This is a genomic window from Pseudomonas sp. FW300-N2A2, assembly GCF_017351735.1.
GTDB lineage: Bacteria > Pseudomonadota > Gammaproteobacteria > Pseudomonadales > Pseudomonadaceae > Aquipseudomonas > Aquipseudomonas migulae.
Genome location: NZ_JACNDU010000011.1, coordinates 117,074 through 133,876 on the forward strand (window position 1 = coordinate 117,074; position 16,803 = coordinate 133,876).

The 16,803-nt window shown below is 59.4% G+C and carries 16 protein-coding genes; 7 read left to right on the forward strand and 9 right to left on the reverse strand.

All coding sequences use genetic code 11. From position 1 onward, the window contains the following. The first annotated feature begins 86 nt into the window (after positions 1–86). On the forward strand, positions 87–557 hold the full coding sequence (locus J4E42_RS16305) for a DUF1289 domain-containing protein (RefSeq protein ID WP_008028699.1): 471 nt from the start codon (positions 87–89) through the stop codon (positions 555–557). A 124-nt stretch (positions 558–681) separates the two neighbouring features. Here J4E42_RS16305 and J4E42_RS16310 read toward each other — a convergent pair whose 3' ends face one another. After that, a complete protein-coding gene (locus tag J4E42_RS16310; RefSeq protein ID WP_192416534.1) occupies positions 682–1,545 on the reverse strand; it encodes a universal stress protein in 864 nt (287 codons plus the stop codon). A gap of 161 nt (positions 1,546–1,706) precedes the next feature. Here J4E42_RS16310 and J4E42_RS16315 point away from each other — a divergent pair, with 161 nt between their 5' ends. From J4E42_RS16315 to J4E42_RS16325, 3 genes are all read left to right on the forward strand, one after another. Next, the gene (locus J4E42_RS16315) at positions 1,707–2,315 is read left to right on the forward strand and encodes a tRNA-(ms[2]io[6]A)-hydroxylase (protein WP_008028695.1); all 609 of its coding nucleotides are present in this window, start codon (positions 1,707–1,709) and stop codon (positions 2,313–2,315) included. A gap of 236 nt (positions 2,316–2,551) precedes the next feature. Further along, entirely contained in the window at positions 2,552–3,259 is a 708-nt protein-coding gene (locus J4E42_RS16320; protein WP_032828732.1) for a winged helix-turn-helix domain-containing protein, read from the forward strand. Further along, positions 3,260–4,546: an ATP-binding protein gene (locus J4E42_RS16325; protein WP_207285656.1), complete on the forward strand. Its 1,287-nt coding sequence runs from the start codon at positions 3,260–3,262 to the stop codon at positions 4,544–4,546. 110 nt (positions 4,547–4,656) lie between these two features. On the opposite strand, the gene J4E42_RS16330 is transcribed toward J4E42_RS16325, so the two are convergent. The 4 genes from J4E42_RS16330 to J4E42_RS16345 all read right to left on the reverse strand — a co-directional run bounded on the left by J4E42_RS16330 (position 4,657) and on the right by J4E42_RS16345 (position 8,907). Further along, positions 4,657–5,445, reverse strand: a complete 789-nt coding sequence (locus tag J4E42_RS16330) for a MipA/OmpV family protein (RefSeq protein ID WP_008028688.1) — start codon at positions 5,443–5,445, stop codon at positions 4,657–4,659. A 158-nt stretch (positions 5,446–5,603) separates the two neighbouring features. After that, entirely contained in the window at positions 5,604–7,853 is a 2,250-nt protein-coding gene (locus J4E42_RS16335; RefSeq protein WP_207285657.1) for a TonB-dependent siderophore receptor, read from the reverse strand. 106 nt (positions 7,854–7,959) lie between these two features. After that, on the reverse strand, positions 7,960–8,448 hold the full coding sequence (locus J4E42_RS16340) for a GFA family protein (protein ID WP_207285658.1): 489 nt from the start codon (positions 8,446–8,448) through the stop codon (positions 7,960–7,962). Between the two features lie 57 nt (positions 8,449–8,505). Then, positions 8,506–8,907: a PaaI family thioesterase gene (locus J4E42_RS16345; RefSeq protein WP_008028682.1), complete on the reverse strand. Its 402-nt coding sequence runs from the start codon at positions 8,905–8,907 to the stop codon at positions 8,506–8,508. Positions 8,908–9,165: 258 nt separating this feature from the next. Here J4E42_RS16345 and J4E42_RS16350 point away from each other — a divergent pair, with 258 nt between their 5' ends. The 3 genes from J4E42_RS16350 (at position 9,166) to J4E42_RS16360 (ending at position 12,360) form a co-directional block, all read left to right on the forward strand. Continuing rightward, complete coding sequence (locus J4E42_RS16350) at positions 9,166–10,050, forward strand: LysR substrate-binding domain-containing protein (protein WP_008038204.1); 885 nt, start codon at positions 9,166–9,168, stop codon at positions 10,048–10,050. A gap of 100 nt (positions 10,051–10,150) precedes the next feature. Beyond that, the gene (gene aguA / locus J4E42_RS16355; RefSeq protein WP_008038209.1) at positions 10,151–11,260 is read left to right on the forward strand and encodes an agmatine deiminase; all 1,110 of its coding nucleotides are present in this window, start codon (positions 10,151–10,153) and stop codon (positions 11,258–11,260) included. A 2-nt stretch (positions 11,261–11,262) separates the two neighbouring features. Beyond that, positions 11,263–12,360 (forward strand): extracellular solute-binding protein, encoded by a 1,098-nt coding sequence (locus J4E42_RS16360; RefSeq protein WP_008038211.1) that lies wholly within the window; start codon positions 11,263–11,265, stop codon positions 12,358–12,360. Positions 12,361–12,490: 130 nt separating this feature from the next. On the opposite strand, the gene J4E42_RS16365 is transcribed toward J4E42_RS16360, so the two are convergent. From J4E42_RS16365 to J4E42_RS16380, 4 genes are all read right to left on the reverse strand, one after another. Next, a complete protein-coding gene (locus J4E42_RS16365) occupies positions 12,491–13,108 on the reverse strand; it encodes a DNA-3-methyladenine glycosylase (protein ID WP_207285659.1) in 618 nt (205 codons plus the stop codon). 5 nt (positions 13,109–13,113) lie between these two features. Continuing rightward, positions 13,114–13,926, reverse strand: a complete 813-nt coding sequence (locus J4E42_RS16370; protein WP_008038215.1) for an isocitrate lyase/phosphoenolpyruvate mutase family protein — start codon at positions 13,924–13,926, stop codon at positions 13,114–13,116. Positions 13,927–13,957: 31 nt separating this feature from the next. Beyond that, complete coding sequence (locus J4E42_RS16375; protein WP_207285660.1) at positions 13,958–15,040, reverse strand: bifunctional transcriptional activator/DNA repair enzyme AdaA; 1,083 nt, start codon at positions 15,038–15,040, stop codon at positions 13,958–13,960. Positions 15,041–15,114: 74 nt separating this feature from the next. After that, a complete protein-coding gene (locus J4E42_RS16380; RefSeq protein ID WP_259331687.1) occupies positions 15,115–16,758 on the reverse strand; it encodes an O-antigen ligase in 1,644 nt (547 codons plus the stop codon). Between the last annotated feature and the right edge of the window lie 45 nt (positions 16,759–16,803).

Sequence of the window (16,803 nt, forward strand, 5' to 3'; positions counted from 1 at the left end):
TTGGGCTCTCAACTTTGAGGGGTGATGAATGTTAGACAAAGGGCTAACATGCCCGCCTGTTCTGCTTTCCCGTGCTTTGTTGACCTATGCCCAATCAGACCATCAAGACCCCCTGCGTCGGCCTTTGCTCCACTGTTTACGGTGACTTGGTCTGCCGTGGCTGCAAGCGTTTCCACCATGAAGTGATCAACTGGAACGGTTACAACGAGGAGGAAAAACGCGCGGTATGGCTGCGGCTGGAGCAACTGTTGTCCCAGGTGATGGCCAGCAAACTGGAGGTTTTCGATCCCCAGCGCCTGCGTTTGCAACTGGAGCAGCGCAAGATTCGCTTCGTGCCGCATCAGTCGGAATATTGCTGGGCCTATCAGTTGATCGCCCGAGGCGCGCGGGTGATCAACAATCTGGAAGCCTACGGGATGGTGTTGATGCCGGAGTTTCGCGACTGGAACCTGCCGGAGCTGCGGGATGCGATTGATCGGGAGTTCTTTTTGCTCTCCGAGGCGCATTACCAGCGTTACATCGCGCCCGGATTCCTCAAGGATGCGTTCGGCGGATGAATTTGAAGAGCATCGCCGGCAAGCCGGCTCCTACAGGTTTTGCGTCGGTCGCATGAATCGGGTACGACATAAATCTGTAGGAGCCAGCTTGCTGGCGATGGCGATCTGACCGGCACCACATATCTCAATGATGAGACACCATCTCTTCCAGATGATCCTCAATCTCCTGCGGCTTCAACACCAGCACATCGCTCTCCACCGCATCCAACACCACCTCCGCCGTATTGCCGATCAACGCGCCGGATATCCCGGACCGCGCCACCGTGCCAATCACGGTCACCGATGCGCCCAACGTGTGGGCCATGTACGGAATCAACACATCCGCCGGACCTTCCGCGATATGCAGGTGCTCATTGTCAATGTCGAACTCGGCTTGAAACGCTATGCACTGTTCGCGGTAACGCGCCTCGATGGTTTCGCTGAGCTGCAACGTAGGGTCCGCCGCCGACAGCATCGGTGAAGGATGAGCGCTGACCACATGCAGATGCGCCTTGGCCAGGCTGGCAATGTCATAACCGTGATCGATGATGATGTTGTGCAGGTGACGGTGTTCGTCATCGGTATTGCCGACATCAATCGCCGCCAGGACTACACCGCCTGCCCAGGGTTTCGAGGTTTTCACCAGCAGCACCGGCGTCGGGCAGGAGCGCAGCAGTTTCCAGTCCGCCGGGGTCAGCAGGGCTTTTTTCAATGAGCTGTCGGGGTAATGCTGCTTGATCACCAGCCCGCAACCTTCGGCTTGCTGCACATCGACGATGGTTTCGTGCAGGCTTTCGTTCCACGCCTGCTCGGTGGTCACGCTGTAGCCATCCGCGAGCAGCGCTGCCTTGAGCACGCCAAGCATGCCGCTGTGGTCATGCTTGCGGTCGCACACCAGCAGATGCAGGTGAGCCTGGGTTACCCCGGCAATCAGCTTGGCCCGTTTGAGCGCCAGGCTTTCCGAGTGTTCGGGTTCGATGACCACCAGAATGCTGCGAATGGCTTGCATGATCGGGATCTCCAGAGGGAAAAAAAGCATGGCGTTGCACAACTATAGTTGCTGGTCACGCATCCGGGACTTGATACATATCAACGGTCGTGGCTGGTGGTCTGGCGGCGGGCCGGTATAATCGGCGCCCTTCGTTTTGAACCTTTATGTCCGTGAGCCCCATGATCCTTCCCGAAATTCACGAGTTCCTCGGTTGCCGCACCCCTGACGGCTGGGTCCAGGCCGCACTGGCCGATCAGGAAACCTTGCTGATCGACCACAAGAACTGCGAATTCAAGGCGGCCAGCACGGCATTGAGCCTGATCGCCAAGTATCACTCCCACGTCGATCTGATCAACTTGATGTCGCGGCTCGCCCGGGAAGAGCTGGTGCACCACGAACAAGTCATGCGCCTGATGAAGAAGCGCAAGATCGAGCTGCGCCAGCTGTCCGCCGGGCGTTACGCCTCTGGCTTGCGCAAAGTAGTGCGCAGCCATGAACCGGTCAAGCTGGTCGATACCCTGGTAGTCGGTGCGTTTATCGAAGCCCGCAGCTGCGAGCGGTTCGAGGCGTTGGTGCCGCACCTGGACGAGGAACTGGGCAAGTTCTACTTCGGTCTGCTGAAAAGCGAGGCGCGGCACTTCCAGGGTTACCTGAAACTGGCCTACCAGTACGGTGACGCCAAGGACATCGCTCAGGTGATCGAGCGGGTCCGCGCTGCCGAGCAGGAACTGATCGAATCGCCGGACGTGGAGTTCCGCTTCCACAGCGGTGTCCCAGCCGCCGCATAACCCGTAGGAGCACGGCTTGCCGGCGAAGGCGTCCTTGAGATCGCCTTCGCCGGCAAGCCGTGCTCCTACAGTTAGTTGCGATCTTTTGCAGCGCAATTGTTAAAAACTCTTAAGAGTATGAAAGATCACTGAAAACCGGCCCCAGAGGCCGGTTTTTGCTGCCTGCAATCGCCGCCCCGACGCTGATTGACGCCATAATGCCGCCCACTTCACACAAGAGTTGGCACGCGTTCGTTATGGATAACCTGGGTTTTGGCAAAGTTCTGCTGGTGGAAGACGACGAAAGGCTTGCCGGGCTGATCGCGCACTTCCTGTCCCAACATGGCTTTGAAGTGTTACAGGTGCATCGCGGCGACCTCGCGTTGGCCGCGTTCCTCGACTTCAAACCGAAAATCGTTGTACTCGACCTGATGCTGCCGGGCCAGAGTGGCCTGCACGTGTGTCGCGAAATTCGCAGCGTGTCCGATACGCCGATCGTCATTCTCACCGCCAAGGAAGACGACCTCGATCACATCCTCGGCCTGGAATCCGGCGCCGACGACTACGTGATCAAGCCGATCAAGCCGCCGGTACTGCTGGCCCGTCTGCGTGCGTTGCAACGCCGGCAAACGCCGGACAGCACAGTCTGCAGCTCGCTGGAATTCGGCCATCTGAGCATCGACCGCAGCTGTCGCGAAGTACGCCTGGCGGGTGAGGGCATCGAGCTGACCACCATGGAATTCGAATTGCTGTGGTTGCTGGCCAGCGCGGCGGGCAAGATTTTGTCCCGCGACGATATCCTCAACCGCATGCGCGGGATCGCCTTCGACGGCCTCAACCGCAGCGTCGACGTCTACATCAGCAAGTTGCGCGGCAAGCTCAAGGACAACCCGCGTGAACCGGTGTGCATCAAGACCATCTGGGGCAAGGGTTACCTGTTCAATCCGTTCGCGTGGGAGCTGTAAATGCTGCGGTTATTTCTCGGTCTGTTTGTGATGATGACGGTTGGCCTGGTACTGGGGTTGCAAACTGTCGAGCGCACGTTCGATGCGCTGCTCGCAGGTCAAATGCAGAGCTACAACCGCGAGGCGGTGCGTGGTCAGGCCTGGTCGCTGGTGGAGCAGTTGCGCGGCCTGGACGGTCCGGCGCGGGAACGCCAATTGGAAACCGTGCGCCCTCACTACGGTTTGAGCTTGAGCCTGGTCGAAACGGATCAACTGGCCCTGACCGATCAGGAAAAAGCCGAGTTGGCCCAAGGCCTGCTGGTGCTGCGTGACAAGTACACGCAGTTCATCTCGCGCATTGACGACGGTTCGCAGTTGCTCAGCATCAAGCTGCCGGCCGAGCCGAGTCTGATGCCGTTCTACATTGCCGCGGCCTATTTCATGATCGCGGTGATGATCGGTTTCGTGTTGTTATTCTGGGTGCGCCCACACTGGCGAGATCTGGAGAAACTGCGCCTCGCCGCCGAACGCTTTGGCGACAACAACCTGTCGGCGCGAATCCAGCTGTCCAAGCGCTCGAACATTCGCGACTTGTCCGAGCATTTCAACCTGATGGCTGCGCGCATCGAAGGCCTGATCGCCAATCAGCGTGAGCTGACCAACGCGGTGTCCCATGAATTGCGCACGCCGATTGCCCGGCTGTCGTTCGAACTCGATCAGCTCAAGCAACAATCCGATCCGAGCCAGCGTCGCGAACTGATTGCCGACATGTACGCCGACCTCGGCGAGCTGGAAGAAATGGTCTCGGAGCTGCTGACCTACGCCAGCCTTGAGCGCGGTGCCACGGTCATTACCCGGGAGAATATTCAGGCCAACAGTTGGCTCGACAGCGTGGTCGGCAGCGTGGCGCTGGAGGCCGAAGCAGCCGGGGTACAGCTGCTGATTGTCGAGTGCCGGGTCGATGAGGTGCGCATCGAACCGCGCTTCATGGCGCGCGCGGTGATCAACCTGCTGCGCAATGCCATTCGCTATGCCGAAGAGCGAGTGGAGGTGTCGTTGGTGCGCACCGGTGATCATTACGAAGTCCAGGTCAACGACGACGGGCCGGGCGTGCCGGTGGACGGACGGGAGAAAATCTTCGAACCGTTCTCGCGCCTGGACGCCAGTCGGGATCGCCGCACGGGTGGCTTCGGCCTGGGCCTGGCCTTGGTGCGGCGGGTGTCGCAGTCCCATGGCGGGCAAGTGCAAGTGGCGGATTCGCCGTGGGGCGGGGCGTCGTTTCGCATGACCTGGGTGCATCAGGATTAGGTGCGGTGCTGCGGCCAACGCCATCGCCGGCAAGCCAGCTCCTACAGTTTGTACGCGTACCGTGTAGGAGCTGGCTTGCCAGCGATGGCGTCATCGGCAACACCCTCAAATCAAAAGCTGTAAACGACCTGCCCAGCCACCGAAGTCTGCATCCGACGCTCGACAATCGGACTGTCCGCCGCTTTACCACCCAGGTACTGCACCGCCAGCACCGTCGTAAAACTCCATTCATCGTTGATCGGCAGCGACCAGGTCAGATCCGCCCCCCGACTCACCAGGCCACCTTTGGTGTCATACGCCTTGAACTTGCTGCGCGACGCCTGAGCGCTGCTCACGCCATACCAGGTGCGCATGTAATTGCTGTCGCCGAACTGACTGTTCAGGCTGCCGACGACCTTGCCGTAGTCACCTTCATAAAACGGCGCGCTGATGCTCAGTTTCAATCGGTTCCAGGCTGAGCCGGTGTCGTGTTCGTCCTCGTCTTCTTCAAGCGCATGTTCATAACTGGCGCCGAGAATGATCGGCCCCATGTGATAGGTCCCGTCCAGCCCCAGCAAGGGGCGCGACTTGATCGAGCCCATACCGTTGAGCTCATCCGAGCCCTTGAAACCGCTTTTACGGTCCTTGCGCACATCACTTGCGCCGACGTAGACGCTGAGGCCGAAGTCGTCTTCATCAAACGCCCAGCCAAGACCCTTTTGCGTGTCGAGAAAGAAACCATAAGGGCTGACGATTTCGCCGCCCAGCAACGGCGCGACTACGCGTTCATCACTGCCGCTGTAACGCGGCGCACTGGCAGCGCCGGCGCGCAGGCTGTAGTGCCAGTCTTCGGCATACAAGGAGGTGGAGGGGAGGAGCAGGCAAAAAGAGGTCAACGGCAAATACAGCGAACGAAACATGGGAGCACCCTGGGTGATAGTGGATGCGCCCATGCTAGGCGGGTGCCGCCCGGCAATCTTTGGCAGCTTTGTCGCAAAACTGTCAAAGACTGTGAACGGGGTTGGCGAGCGGTGAGTCGCCTGTGGCGAGGGCGTAAATCCCTCGCCACAGAATCAGCTTAGAAGTCCCACTTGGTGGTCAGCATCAGGTTGCGCGGCTCGCCGTAGAACGTGGTGTCGAAGTTGCCCAGGCCGGTCAGGTACTTCTTGTCGAAGATGTTGTTGGCGTTGGCGGTGAAGCTCAGGTGCTCGTTGTACTGGTAACGGGTCATCAGGTCCACGAGGGTGTAGCCGCCCTGTTTGATCCGGGTGTAGTCGCCAGCGGGAGCGCTGTAGATTTTGCCGTAGAAAGCGCTCTGCCAGCTGATGCCGCCGCCAACGGTCACTTTGTCCAGGGCGCCAGGCAGGCGATAGGTGGTGAACGTGCGCACAACGTGCTCGGGTTTGCTGGTGGACAACGGGTAACCGAAGATCCGCTGCTCGTCTTTGTCACGGGTGCGTGCGTAGGTGTAACCGGCCATCAGGTTCCAGCCATCGGCCAGTTCGCCGGCCAGTTCCAGTTCCACACCTTTGGTGGTGGTGCCGTCGACGGCTTTGTAGATGCCTTCGTTGGTGATTGCGTTGGTGCCGGTTTGCTCGGCGACGCCGTCCTGCTCGATGCGGAACAACGCCAGGCTGGCATTCAGCCGGCCATCGAGGTAAGCGGCTTTCAGACCGGTTTCGTAGCTGACGCCTTCAACCGGTGCCAGGGTCATGCCACTGGCATCCTTGTTGGTCTGTGGCTGATAGATCGAGGTGTAGCTGGCGTATACCGAGTACACGTCGTTCAAGTCATAGACCACGCCGGCGTAAGGCGTGACGACGCCGTGTTCCTTGTAGCTCGCGTGGGTGTCGTCCAGCGGTGAGTCCACGTTGTAGCGGTAATCTTCGTTGTACTTGAAGGTGCTCAGGCGGCTGCCGAGGATGACCGACAGATCATCGGTCGGGCGCAGGCGAGTGGCGAGGTACACACCGTTCTGGCTCTGGGTGCGTTCATATTTTCCGTTTGCCGGGAACTCCTGTTTCGGCAGATGGCCGTCCCAGTCGTAGATGCTCCCCGGGACCATTTCGAAGGCGCTGGTGTCGTAGGTGGAACCGGTCTGGCGGGAGTGGGACGTCATGACGCCGGCCACCAGGTCATGCTCGCGACCGCCCAGTGAGAAGGGGCCGGAGACGTTCACGTCGGCGGTGTCCTGCACGCGATGACCTTCCCAGCGACCCCAGAAGAGGAACATGCCGTCGCCGGTATCGCGGTTCGGGTTGCCACCGCTGGCCGAGGCCAGTTGGGTGTCGTGTTCGGTGGTTTTCTCGCTGAGGCTGGCCTTGAATTTCCAGTCGTTGGCCAGCGCTTGTTCCAGCGAGGCAAAGTATGTGATTTCGTCGAAATCGCGGCGGCTCCAGTCGGCCGCCGGGTTGAAGCTGCGCGAAAAGTCGGTACGGCCGCCGTCGGAGAAATACGTCGGGTTGCCGGTCCAGGAACTGCCGCGAGGTGTGGCGCTGGACTTGTCGATGCCGAATGTCAGCAGGGTATCGTCGGTCAGGTCGGCTTCGAGGATGCCGTAGTACAGGTCTTTCTTTTGGCTGTAGTGGTCAATGTAGGAATCCTTGTCCTGGTACACGCCGACAAAGCGCCCGCGCACGTTGCCCGAGTCAGTCAGCGAACCGGAAATATCGCCGGAGGTGCGGTAATTGTCCCAGGAACCGACGGTGCCGCTGATCGAGGCCTTGAACTCTTTGGTCGGCTTCTTGCGGATCAGGTTGACGGTGGCGGACGGGTCGCCAGCGCCGGTCATCAGGCCGGTCGCGCCCTTGACGACCTCGATGCGGTCGAGGCTGGCGGAGTCGTCGCTGTTGTTCGGGTTTTCCCCATAAACACCGTCGTACGGCTGGTTGACCCCGTCGTACTGGAAGTTGGTGATGGCAAAGCCGCGGGCGGAAAACTCGGTACGGTCGCTGTCGTATTTCTGCGTCGAAACACCGGGGGTGTTACGCAACGCATCGCTGATGCTTTGCACACCGCGATCGTCCATTTGCTGGCGGGTAATCACCGTGACCGATTGCGGTGTTTCACGCAGCGACAACGGCAGGCCGGTGGCCGAAGACGTTGAGCCGGTGGTGTAGGAATGGGTGTCCTCGGTGGTCGCGCCCAAGGCGACACCATTGATGTTCGTCGCACCCAGTTGCAGCACGCCATCGTCCTTGGCTGCCGTTTTGCCGGTGGCCGTTTCGGCGGCATGGGCGGTGGAGGCAAGGCTCAGCAGAGCGGCCGGAAGGGCCAGTGCCAAGGGGCACAGGGCAAAACGAAAACGCGCAGCAATTGGGTGCGACATGGAGATCCCTTTGTATCGAATCGATCGGTAAGTGAAAGGCTTCTGAGGGTTAACCGAACGAAAAACGCAAAGGGGAACTGCCGTGTGAAAAAAATCCAGGTTTTGATTAGCGAGCCAGACCCAGTCGCTCGTGCCACTGTGCGATGGACTCCTCGGGCCAGATCTCGCACTGCCGATCACCGGCATGCGCCGCAACCTCCACCCACGGCGCTTTCGAATTGAGCATCACGTGCGTGTACTCGGGTGGCACCGGCAACGCCGTATCAATGGCCGAGGCGAACGGGTGAATCAGTTCCGGCCATTCAGGGCTGAACAGCCACAAGCCCGAGCCACACACCGAGCAGAAGTGCCGCTCTGCCGTGCTGCGGTGTGCGCGTTTGGCATCTTCGTCCTTGAGTCGTGCGTGATAGATCGCGATGGATTTGCGACCGCGCACCTTGAGGCTGGCGGCATCGCCCGCGATGTTGACCGAGTAACCGCCACCGCCCTGGGTCTTGCGGCAGATCGAGCAATAGCAACGTTGGTAAGGGTAGGGGTGGGCGCTGGTCAGACTGAACGACACGGCACCGCAGTGGCAGGAGCCTTCGAGTCGCATGGCAGAACCTCCAAATGATTGGCTGTTACTTCCCTGACCGCCCCGAAAACCGGTGGTTCATTGCTGGATCGGCACCAGGATCGCATCGCCGGTTGCCACCAGCTTCAACTGATCCCCTGTTTGTGCGAACAGTTCGGCACGGGCAAACACCTGCTTCTTGCCAGACTTCACCACCTGGCCGCGCGCAATGAACACTTCACCGACGGCGGGTGCAAGGCAATTCACCGAAAAATGCGATGCCAGGACATTGCCAGCGACCGTTCCGGCCGCAAACCCACAGGCGGTATCGAGCAGCGCGCCAATCAGGCCGGCATGCAGAAAACCTGCGTATTGCGCCATGTCCGCCTCGCGAAAAGCCAGGGTCAGTTCCACCTCGCCCGGCTCGGTGCGAGTGACCTCGAAACCGGCCCAGCGGTTGAAGGCGGACGTTGAGTTGATCTTTTTGAGTGCATCAAGCATGGCGAATCCCTCCGGTTGAGGCATCAACATGCGCCGGGTTCTGGGGGATGTCATGGTGGATAAAGAAGGGTGATGGGCGGGTGGCTTGGTGGTGAATATTCAGGCCTTATCGCTAGCAGGCTAGCTCCCACATTGGATCTCCAGTGTTCATGAGAACACTGTGGGAGCTAGCCTGCTGGCGATAAACGAAAACACGGTCCCACTGGACGCCCACCGCCCGCCAAGTCAGCATGAGCAACTCGAATCGGGAACCGACCCATGCGACGACTACCTTCCCTTGCAGCCCTCAAAACCTTCGAATGCGCCGCTCGCCACGCCCACTTCGGCCGGGCCGCCGCAGAGCTGTGCGTCACCGACAGCGCCGTCAGCCATCAGATCCGCCAGCTCGAAGAGCAACTGGGCGTGTCGCTGTTCATCCGCGAAGGCCGGCAAATCCGTCCGACCATGGCCGCCGGGCGCCTGATGCAAAGCCTGCAGCAAGCCTTCGAACTGATTGGTGAAGCCTGCGATGAACTGCGCGATCCGTCGTCGCTGGCGGTGTTGCGCCTGGCGGTGACGGCCGAGCTGGCGCAAAAGTGGTTGATGCGTCGCCTCACGGATTTCTACGCGCGCTATCCGCACATCACCTTGCACCTCTACGAACAACCAATCGATGCCACCGCGCCGGGGGAAGACATCGACCTTGCGATCACCTACGGCACCGGCCCGGTGGACAGCAGCGCGTACTTCGTTCGGCCATTGCCGGCATTGCAGTTCTTCCCGGTGTGCAGCCCCGGCCTGTTCAACCAGGGCGCCCTGAAAACCCCGAAGGACCTGGCGCGCCACTGCCTGTTGCACGACGATCAGGACGGCAAGACCTGGACCGCCTGGCTCACCAGTCATGCCGGCGATCTACGCCCCGAACGACAGTTGTATTTCGCCCATGCCGGCCTGGCGCTGGAAGCCGCGGCCCAGGGACAGGGCGTGGCCATGGGCGATAACCTCACGGCGCAGGAAGACTTGCTCAGCGGTCGACTGGTCCGGCCGTTTACCTCAAGCATGACTGCGCTGGGCCAATACGCGCTGGTGTGTGAACGAGTGCGCCTGGAGCGTCCGGCTGTGGCGCAGATGCTCGAATGGTTCAACGATCAGCTGATCGATTGATGAGTTGAATTCAACTATTCCGAAATAATCATCGTTGGCGAGGAGGGTGCCGACGACCTTAGCCTGTGGTCATTCCAATCCCCGTCAACGAGGTTTGACCATGGCACGTTCGCTCGACACCACCCCAAAACAAGACGGCTTCCGCCTGCCCGGCGAATTCGAAACCAAGGCCGGTTGCTGGCTCGGCTGGCCGGAGCGCACCGATGTCTGGCGCAACGGGGCCAAGCCGGCGCAGAAAGTCTGGGTGCAGATCGTCACCGCCATCTCTCAAAGTGAACCGGTCACCGTGTGTGCCTCCGCCGCGCAATTCGCCACGGCGCGCCGTCAGTTGCCGCCGCAAGTTCGCGTGGTGGAAATGACCTGCAACGACACCTGGTTCCGGGACAGCGGTCCGTGCTTTGTGGTGAATGACGCCAGCGGCGAAGTACGCGGCGTCGACTTCGAATTCAACGCGTACGGCGGCCTCGATGGCGGCTTGTATTACCCGTGGGACAAGGACGACCAGATCGCCAGCAAGATCCTCGAAATCGAACGTTTCGACCGCTACCGCGCACCGCTGATCGCCGAACTCGGCGGCATCCAGAGTGACGGCCAGGGCAGCATCCTCACCACCGAACAATGCCTGCTCAACCGCAATCGCAACCAGCACCTGGGTAAGGAAGAAGTCACCCGGCGGCTGACGGACTACCTCGGCGCCGAGCAAGTCATCTGGCTGCCGCGCGGTTGCAAGTTCGACGAAACCGACGGTCACGTCGACGACCTCGCGTGCTTCGTGCGTCCCGGTGAAGTGGTGCTGCAATGGACCGACAACCGCGATGACCCGCAATGGGAAATCTATCAGGAAGCCTACGACGTCCTTCGCAGCACCCGTGACAGCCGTGGCCGCGAGTTGATCGTACACAAACTGCCACAACCCGACGTGCTGGAATGGACTGCAGAAGAAGCCGAAGGTCTGGACCAGCAAGACAGCACCCACACCCGTCAGGCCGGCACCAAAATCTGCGCGTCGTATATCAACTACTACGCCGGCAACACCTCGATCGTGGTGCCGCTGTTTGGTGATCGTAACGATCAGGTGGCACTGGCGACACTGGCTGAGCTGTTCCCGCAGCACAAGATCGTCGGCATCGAAAACTCCCGGGAAATCCTGCTCGGCGGCGGTAACGTCGCGTGCATCACCATGCCTCAATACGCTGGTAAAGGAGTGTGATCATGGGCCTGCACAAACTGACTCAAGCGTTATTGCTGGTGCTTGCACCCTTGTGTGTGCAGGCCGCCGACAGCGCCAGACCGGTGGTGAACCTGTACATCTGGGGCGAATACCTGGCCCCGGATACCCTGACCAATTTCGAGAAAAAGACCGGCATCCATGTGATCGCCGATCATTTCGATTCCCTGGAAACCGTCGAGACCAAACTGCTCACCGGTCGCAGTGGTTATGACCTGGTGCTGACGGCGGGGCAGCATTTGTCCAGGGCGATCCAGAGCGGTGCCATTCAAACCTTGAACCTGCAACGGTTGCCGCACTTTGCCGGCGTCGGTGAAGAGTTCCGCCAGCACATGGCGGTGTTCGATCCGGGCAATCGTTACGCCGGGATTTATGCCTGGGGCACGACCGGTGTGGGTTATCAGGAAGAGGCCGTCAAAAAGCGCCTGCCGGAGGCGCCAACGGACAGTTGGGCGATGCTGTTCGATCCGGCGGTGGTCTCGAAATTTGCCGATTGCGGCGTGAGTTTGCTCAACGATCCCAACGAGGTGTTCGCCGCGGTGATGAAGTACATGGGGCTGGACATCAACCGCCAGAACCTCGATGACCTGAAGCTGGCCGAGCAGCAACTGGCGAAGATCCGGCCGTACATCCGTTACTTCGACAATGACCTGAACATCAGCGACCTGGCCAATGGCAACACCTGCGTGGCGATGTCGTGGAATGGCAACGTGGCCATTGCGGCGGGTCAGGCAGAAGCCGCGAAAAAACCGTTCACGTTGACCTACCGGATACCGAAGGAGGGCACGTTGATCTGGTTCGACGCCATGGTCATTCCCAAGGATGCGCCGCATCCCGAGGCCGGGCTGGCGTTGATGGATTACCTGATGACGCCGCAAGTGATTGCGCCAATCACCGACACCATTCACTACGCCAATGCGATCACGGCGGCGGATGACTTGATCGCCCCGGCGATTCGTAATGATCCGGGGACGTATCCGTCGGCGCAGGTGCGGGCTTCGTTGTATAGCAAGAATGACAATGGCAAGGCGTTCAACCGGGCGTTGATTCGGGCGTTCAGTCGGTTGAAATCGGGGTTGTGACTGGATTTGAGTGATGTGTTGAATGGGCTGGCGCCATCGCGAGCAGGCTCGCTCCCACAGGGGATCTCCAGCGTTCACAAAATCCCTGTAGGAGCGAGGCCGGCTTGGCGGCAAAGAACGATAATGCGGACTATTTGGCTGGCACCCGCCACAAATACCAGGACGCTACCGTTCGATAAGGGCTCCACTCCAGGCCGATCTCGACCATCTGTTTGCGCGTCGGCTGCACCTCCAGGCCCTTCAACCGCCGATAGCCCTCACGTACCCCAAAGTCATCCGCCGGCAGGATGTCCGGGCGCTCCAGGCTGTAGATCAGCAGCATCTCCACGGTCCAGCGCCCAACGCCGCGCAGGGTAATCAACTGCTCGATCAACGCCTCATCGTCCATGGCCAGCGCCGTTGCATAGTCCGGCACCACGCCGTCCAGCGCTGCTTGAGCGATGCCCTGAATGGTCGCGATTTTGCCGGCGGAAAAGCCGCAACTGCGCAGTTGATCAAACCCGCTCCCCAGAATCTGTTCGGGCCGCGGAAACGAGGCCGAAGGAAACAACGCCAGCAGCCGCCCGACAATCGCATCACCGGCCCTGGCGTGCAGTTGCTGATAGGCAATTGCCCGCACCAGCGACTCATACGGGTCGCGAGCCGCATGAGGCTGATGCAGACAAGGGCCGATGGTCGCGATATGGCGCGCCCAATCGTCGTCAATGGACGCCAGAAAACGGGGCGCGGGCTGATAGGGATCGGGCATGAGGATCAAGTGTTTCCGACGGATTTCAGCAGGGCGTTCACTTCCCCGTACGTGTAGGCCTTGAGCTGGCTGCTGTCGAGTTTGCCGGTCTCCAGAAACCCCTTGGCCAGGCCGGCCATGGCGCCGTACAGAAACTCGGCGATAGCGGACCCCGCGCTCAAACGCCGCACACCCAGCGCTTTCAACGTCTCTGGGGCGGGTAACCCCGGCAACGCGAGTACGTTCACCGGCAGCGTGGTGCCACGGCACAGCGCGGCAATCTCGTACTCTGCCGAAACGCCTGCCGCGAACAGCCCGTCCGCCCCGGCCGCTTGATACAGCGCGGCGCGTTTGAGTGTTTCCGCGACGCGGTCTTCGGCCGGCACCAAGGCTTTGAGGTACACGTCGGTGCGGGCGTTGATGAACAATTTCACCTGACGACGCTCCGCAACCTGGCGGGCGATGGAAATCTTGTGCGCCAGCAGCTCGGGCGGCGAAGCACCGTCCTCGATGTTGATTCCGACAGCGCCAGCGGCGAGCACCGCCTCAACCACTTCGGCGACCCGTGCCACGTCATCGGAATAGCCGGCTTCGATGTCCACGGTCAACGGCAGCGAAATCACGCGGGCAATGGCCTCGACGCTCGATACCAGGCGTTCGAGCGGCAGGGTGTTGCCGTCTGCGTAACCGTGCGCCCAGGCGACGGCGGCGCTGCTGGTGGCTACGGCTTTGCAGCCCAGTTGTTCAACGATGCGGGCCCCGGCGGCATCGGCAACGTTGGTGAGAATCAGCAGGCCGTCCTGATGCAGCCTGTGGAATGAGTGGTCGAGCGTATCCATCGATTTCCTTCCTTATGAAAACACCGAGTGATCAGAACGCGAGTTGATGGGTGATCTGCACCGCCGCTTTTTCCAGCCTGAGCAGAAACGCCTTGCGCGGTTGTCCTCCACCATAGCCCGTCAGCGAGCCATCTGCACCGATCACCCGGTGGCAGGGCAAGACAATCGAAAGGCGGTTGTGCCCGTTGGCCAGGCCCACGGCGCGACTGGCGCCGGGCTTGCCCAGCCGCGCGGCGATGGTGCCGTAGGTGCTGGTCTGGCCGTAAGGGATTTTCGCCAGTTCGGCCCAGACTTGCCGGGAGAACTCGCTACCGGGCAGGTGCAGGGGCACCTTGAATTCGGTCAGTTTGCCGGCGAAATAGTGCGCCAGCTCGTCTTCGATTTGCTGCAAGTGAGCGTTGAGACCGGGCGCCACTGCGTAGCCGTAACGGTTCTGCAAGGCCTCGACTTCGCGGGTCAGCGCCGGCCGATCCAGAAACTCCAGCAGTACCAGCCCACGCCGTTCGGCCATGGCGATCATCGGCCCCAGCGGGGTGGTCAGGCGTGTGAACAACAGTGGCTCGCTGTGGGCCGCGCGGCCGGGCGTGATGTGGAAGGATTTTTGAAACGCATCGCGAAATCCACTCAGCGATTCGTACCCCGAATCGAACGCCGCGCTGTCAATGGAATCGCCTTGTCTGATCCCGCCCAGTGCCATGCCGAGGCGCCGGGTACGCAACCATGCATGAAAGGTCATGCCGAAATGCTGTTTGAACCAGCGGCGCAGTTTCAGCGGCTCAATGCCCTCGGCCAGCAGCTGCACATCGGTCCAGCGCCGCTCGGGGTCGGCGTCCACCGACTTGAGCAGATTTTGCACCCAGTCCGGGGCAATGGCGGCAGCGTCCAGCGGTTTGCATCGCAGGCAGGCTCGATAACCGGCGGACAGGCACTCATCCGCATGGGCGAAGAATTCGACATTCTCCGGTTTCGGCTTGCGCGCCGTGCAACTGGGGCGGCAAAAGATCCCGGTGGTTTTGACCGCGGTAAAAAACACTCCCTCGTACGCGGTGTCGCGTTCGAGCATGGCGCGGACCATCTCGGCGTGGGGAGGGAGCAAAGTGTCTTGTAAGTTCATGGCATGAGCATAAGACGCGGCGCTCGGCACCTCCACCGGAAAATCGACAGAGAATTCCAGTGAGCAGTCGGGCTCTACGTGTTCTCGATTTCGGACTTGTTCTTCTGACGGTCGATTAGCACCTGGGTAACGAGGATTCCCCATATGACCGCTAATAAAAGATTGAACGTGATGAGCCTGAACACTGCAAAAAAAGCTCCGTATATCGCCATGGTCAGGATAGCCATACGTATGAGTGTCCAGTGAATGGGCTCTGATCTGATCGATGACAGTTTGAAAATGACAGGGCCAAAAAGTAAGGCCGAATACACTAACAAGCCGCTTAATCCCCCGACCATCAACATATAAAATGGCCAGTTATGCACGTAGGCCACTTGTTTGGCTTCCGAAACGTTGTCAGAGGTCTCCCAGCGCATTTCGTGTTTGACTCCCAATCCATTGCCCATTATCGGGTGAGGCACAAACATTTCCCAGGCGATTTTATATTCATCCATGCGTGCAGAAATATTGAAGTCTTTTGTTGTTTTATTGTCTGAAAATACTTCCGGTTGAATGGAGCGATAGTTGTCGGGTGCGGGCGGTGCTTCAAATGTGCTGGTGTCGTTCGGTGTTGTCTCTGTCGATATGTTTTGTTCGGAGGTGGAAAGTGCTGTTGTCGAAATAAGTGCGTCGGGCTCGACAATAGTGTCAACAGGCGTGGTGTTGAGTTCTGAGGTTGGCAGGGCGATCAATTGGCTCATTCGGCCAATCCAGATATCCTGAATGCCCGTAGAGTAAATAAATATCAAGCCCGCCGCGCCGAGCGCCGTGAGGGTTGTAATAAATCTCGGCAGCACCTCTTTGCGGTAAACGATGAGGTAAACCAGGAATATAAACATCGCCAGTAATGAGCTCAGTAACATGCTTCTGGTAAACGTGATAAGTATTGCGATCATGCAGGACAGGGCCATCAGCAAACCTGTCGTCGCTGCGGCCTTTGGCTGCGCCAATGAGGCCAGGGTTACACCGATGACGAGCCCGACAGGCAGGAGGGCGTCCGTGGCCTGTGCGATCGACATGGTTATTCTGTCGCGCATGGGGCCAATAGCGTCGGCGTATTCACTTGCAACGGTTTCCGGGATTCTGAGCGCTTGGTCATCGACCGAAAGAAGCCAATAAGGCCGCCATATGTCGTTGTGAAAATAATAAAAAATAATAAAACCCGCGAGCATGAATATTGACGTTGCGATTGAAATTCCAATCCAGCGAATCCGGTTGCCGTCCTTGCCTATCAATACCGCGACAGGTAAAAAATTCAACATGAAAAGAAAAGGAATAATTCCTCTGGTCCAGTCCCTGAGCGGGATGTTGTTGTTCAGCGCAACTGCCAGGTTTATCGTTATTGCAGTCGAGGCTGCCAGTATTGTAAGTCCCCAAAGTTTTAAGTGAGGGCGAGCGGCGGGGGAGCGCAGGCACTCAATAAAAGTGCCTGCTGTAATGACAACCAAAAGAACGGCAAATGAAAATTCTTGTAAGCCAACTGTAACGGGGGCCGGAGGTAACGCAAGTGCCAGCGGGAATAGTGTCAGCATTCCTAGCCATGGCGAAAAAACCGCCATGATGATAACGGAGGCCATGCCGGCAACAGCCATAAAAAGAATAGTGTCGTTTTCTTGTGTCAGGCCAATAGCAGTCAGCGCTGCAATAATGATTGCAGCGCTATTTTTAATGCGGATCATAGTGTTCAATACCATGAGTCACTCTCCCTCAGGAGAGCGTCTTTA

Bases quoted from the DNA above. Each gene is read 5' to 3' on its own strand.
- J4E42_RS16305 (WP_008028699.1), top strand. From the start codon at position 87: ATGCCCAATCAGACCATCAAGACCCCCTGCGTCGGCCTTTGCTCCACT.
- J4E42_RS16310 (WP_192416534.1), bottom strand. From the start codon at position 1,545: ATGCAAGCCATTCGCAGCATTCTGGTGGTCATCGAACCCGAACACTCG.
- J4E42_RS16340 (WP_207285658.1), bottom strand. From the start codon at position 8,448: ATGCGACTCGAAGGCTCCTGCCACTGCGGTGCCGTGTCGTTCAGTCTG.
- J4E42_RS16330 (WP_008028688.1), bottom strand. From the start codon at position 5,445: ATGTTTCGTTCGCTGTATTTGCCGTTGACCTCTTTTTGCCTGCTCCTC.
- J4E42_RS16325 (WP_207285656.1), top strand. From the start codon at position 3,260: ATGCTGCGGTTATTTCTCGGTCTGTTTGTGATGATGACGGTTGGCCTG.
- J4E42_RS16360 (WP_008038211.1), top strand. From the start codon at position 11,263: ATGGGCCTGCACAAACTGACTCAAGCGTTATTGCTGGTGCTTGCACCC.
- J4E42_RS16315 (WP_008028695.1), top strand. From the start codon at position 1,707: ATGATCCTTCCCGAAATTCACGAGTTCCTCGGTTGCCGCACCCCTGAC.
- J4E42_RS16370 (WP_008038215.1), bottom strand. From the start codon at position 13,926: ATGGATACGCTCGACCACTCATTCCACAGGCTGCATCAGGACGGCCTG.
- J4E42_RS16320 (WP_032828732.1), top strand. From the start codon at position 2,552: ATGGATAACCTGGGTTTTGGCAAAGTTCTGCTGGTGGAAGACGACGAA.
- J4E42_RS16335 (WP_207285657.1), bottom strand. From the start codon at position 7,853: ATGTCGCACCCAATTGCTGCGCGTTTTCGTTTTGCCCTGTGCCCCTTG.
- aguA (WP_008038209.1), top strand. From the start codon at position 10,151: ATGGCACGTTCGCTCGACACCACCCCAAAACAAGACGGCTTCCGCCTG.
- J4E42_RS16380 (WP_259331687.1), bottom strand. From the start codon at position 16,758: ATGATCCGCATTAAAAATAGCGCTGCAATCATTATTGCAGCGCTGACT.
- J4E42_RS16375 (WP_207285660.1), bottom strand. From the start codon at position 15,040: ATGAACTTACAAGACACTTTGCTCCCTCCCCACGCCGAGATGGTCCGC.
- J4E42_RS16365 (WP_207285659.1), bottom strand. From the start codon at position 13,108: ATGCCCGATCCCTATCAGCCCGCGCCCCGTTTTCTGGCGTCCATTGAC.
- J4E42_RS16350 (WP_008038204.1), top strand. From the start codon at position 9,166: ATGCGACGACTACCTTCCCTTGCAGCCCTCAAAACCTTCGAATGCGCC.
- J4E42_RS16345 (WP_008028682.1), bottom strand. From the start codon at position 8,907: ATGCTTGATGCACTCAAAAAGATCAACTCAACGTCCGCCTTCAACCGC.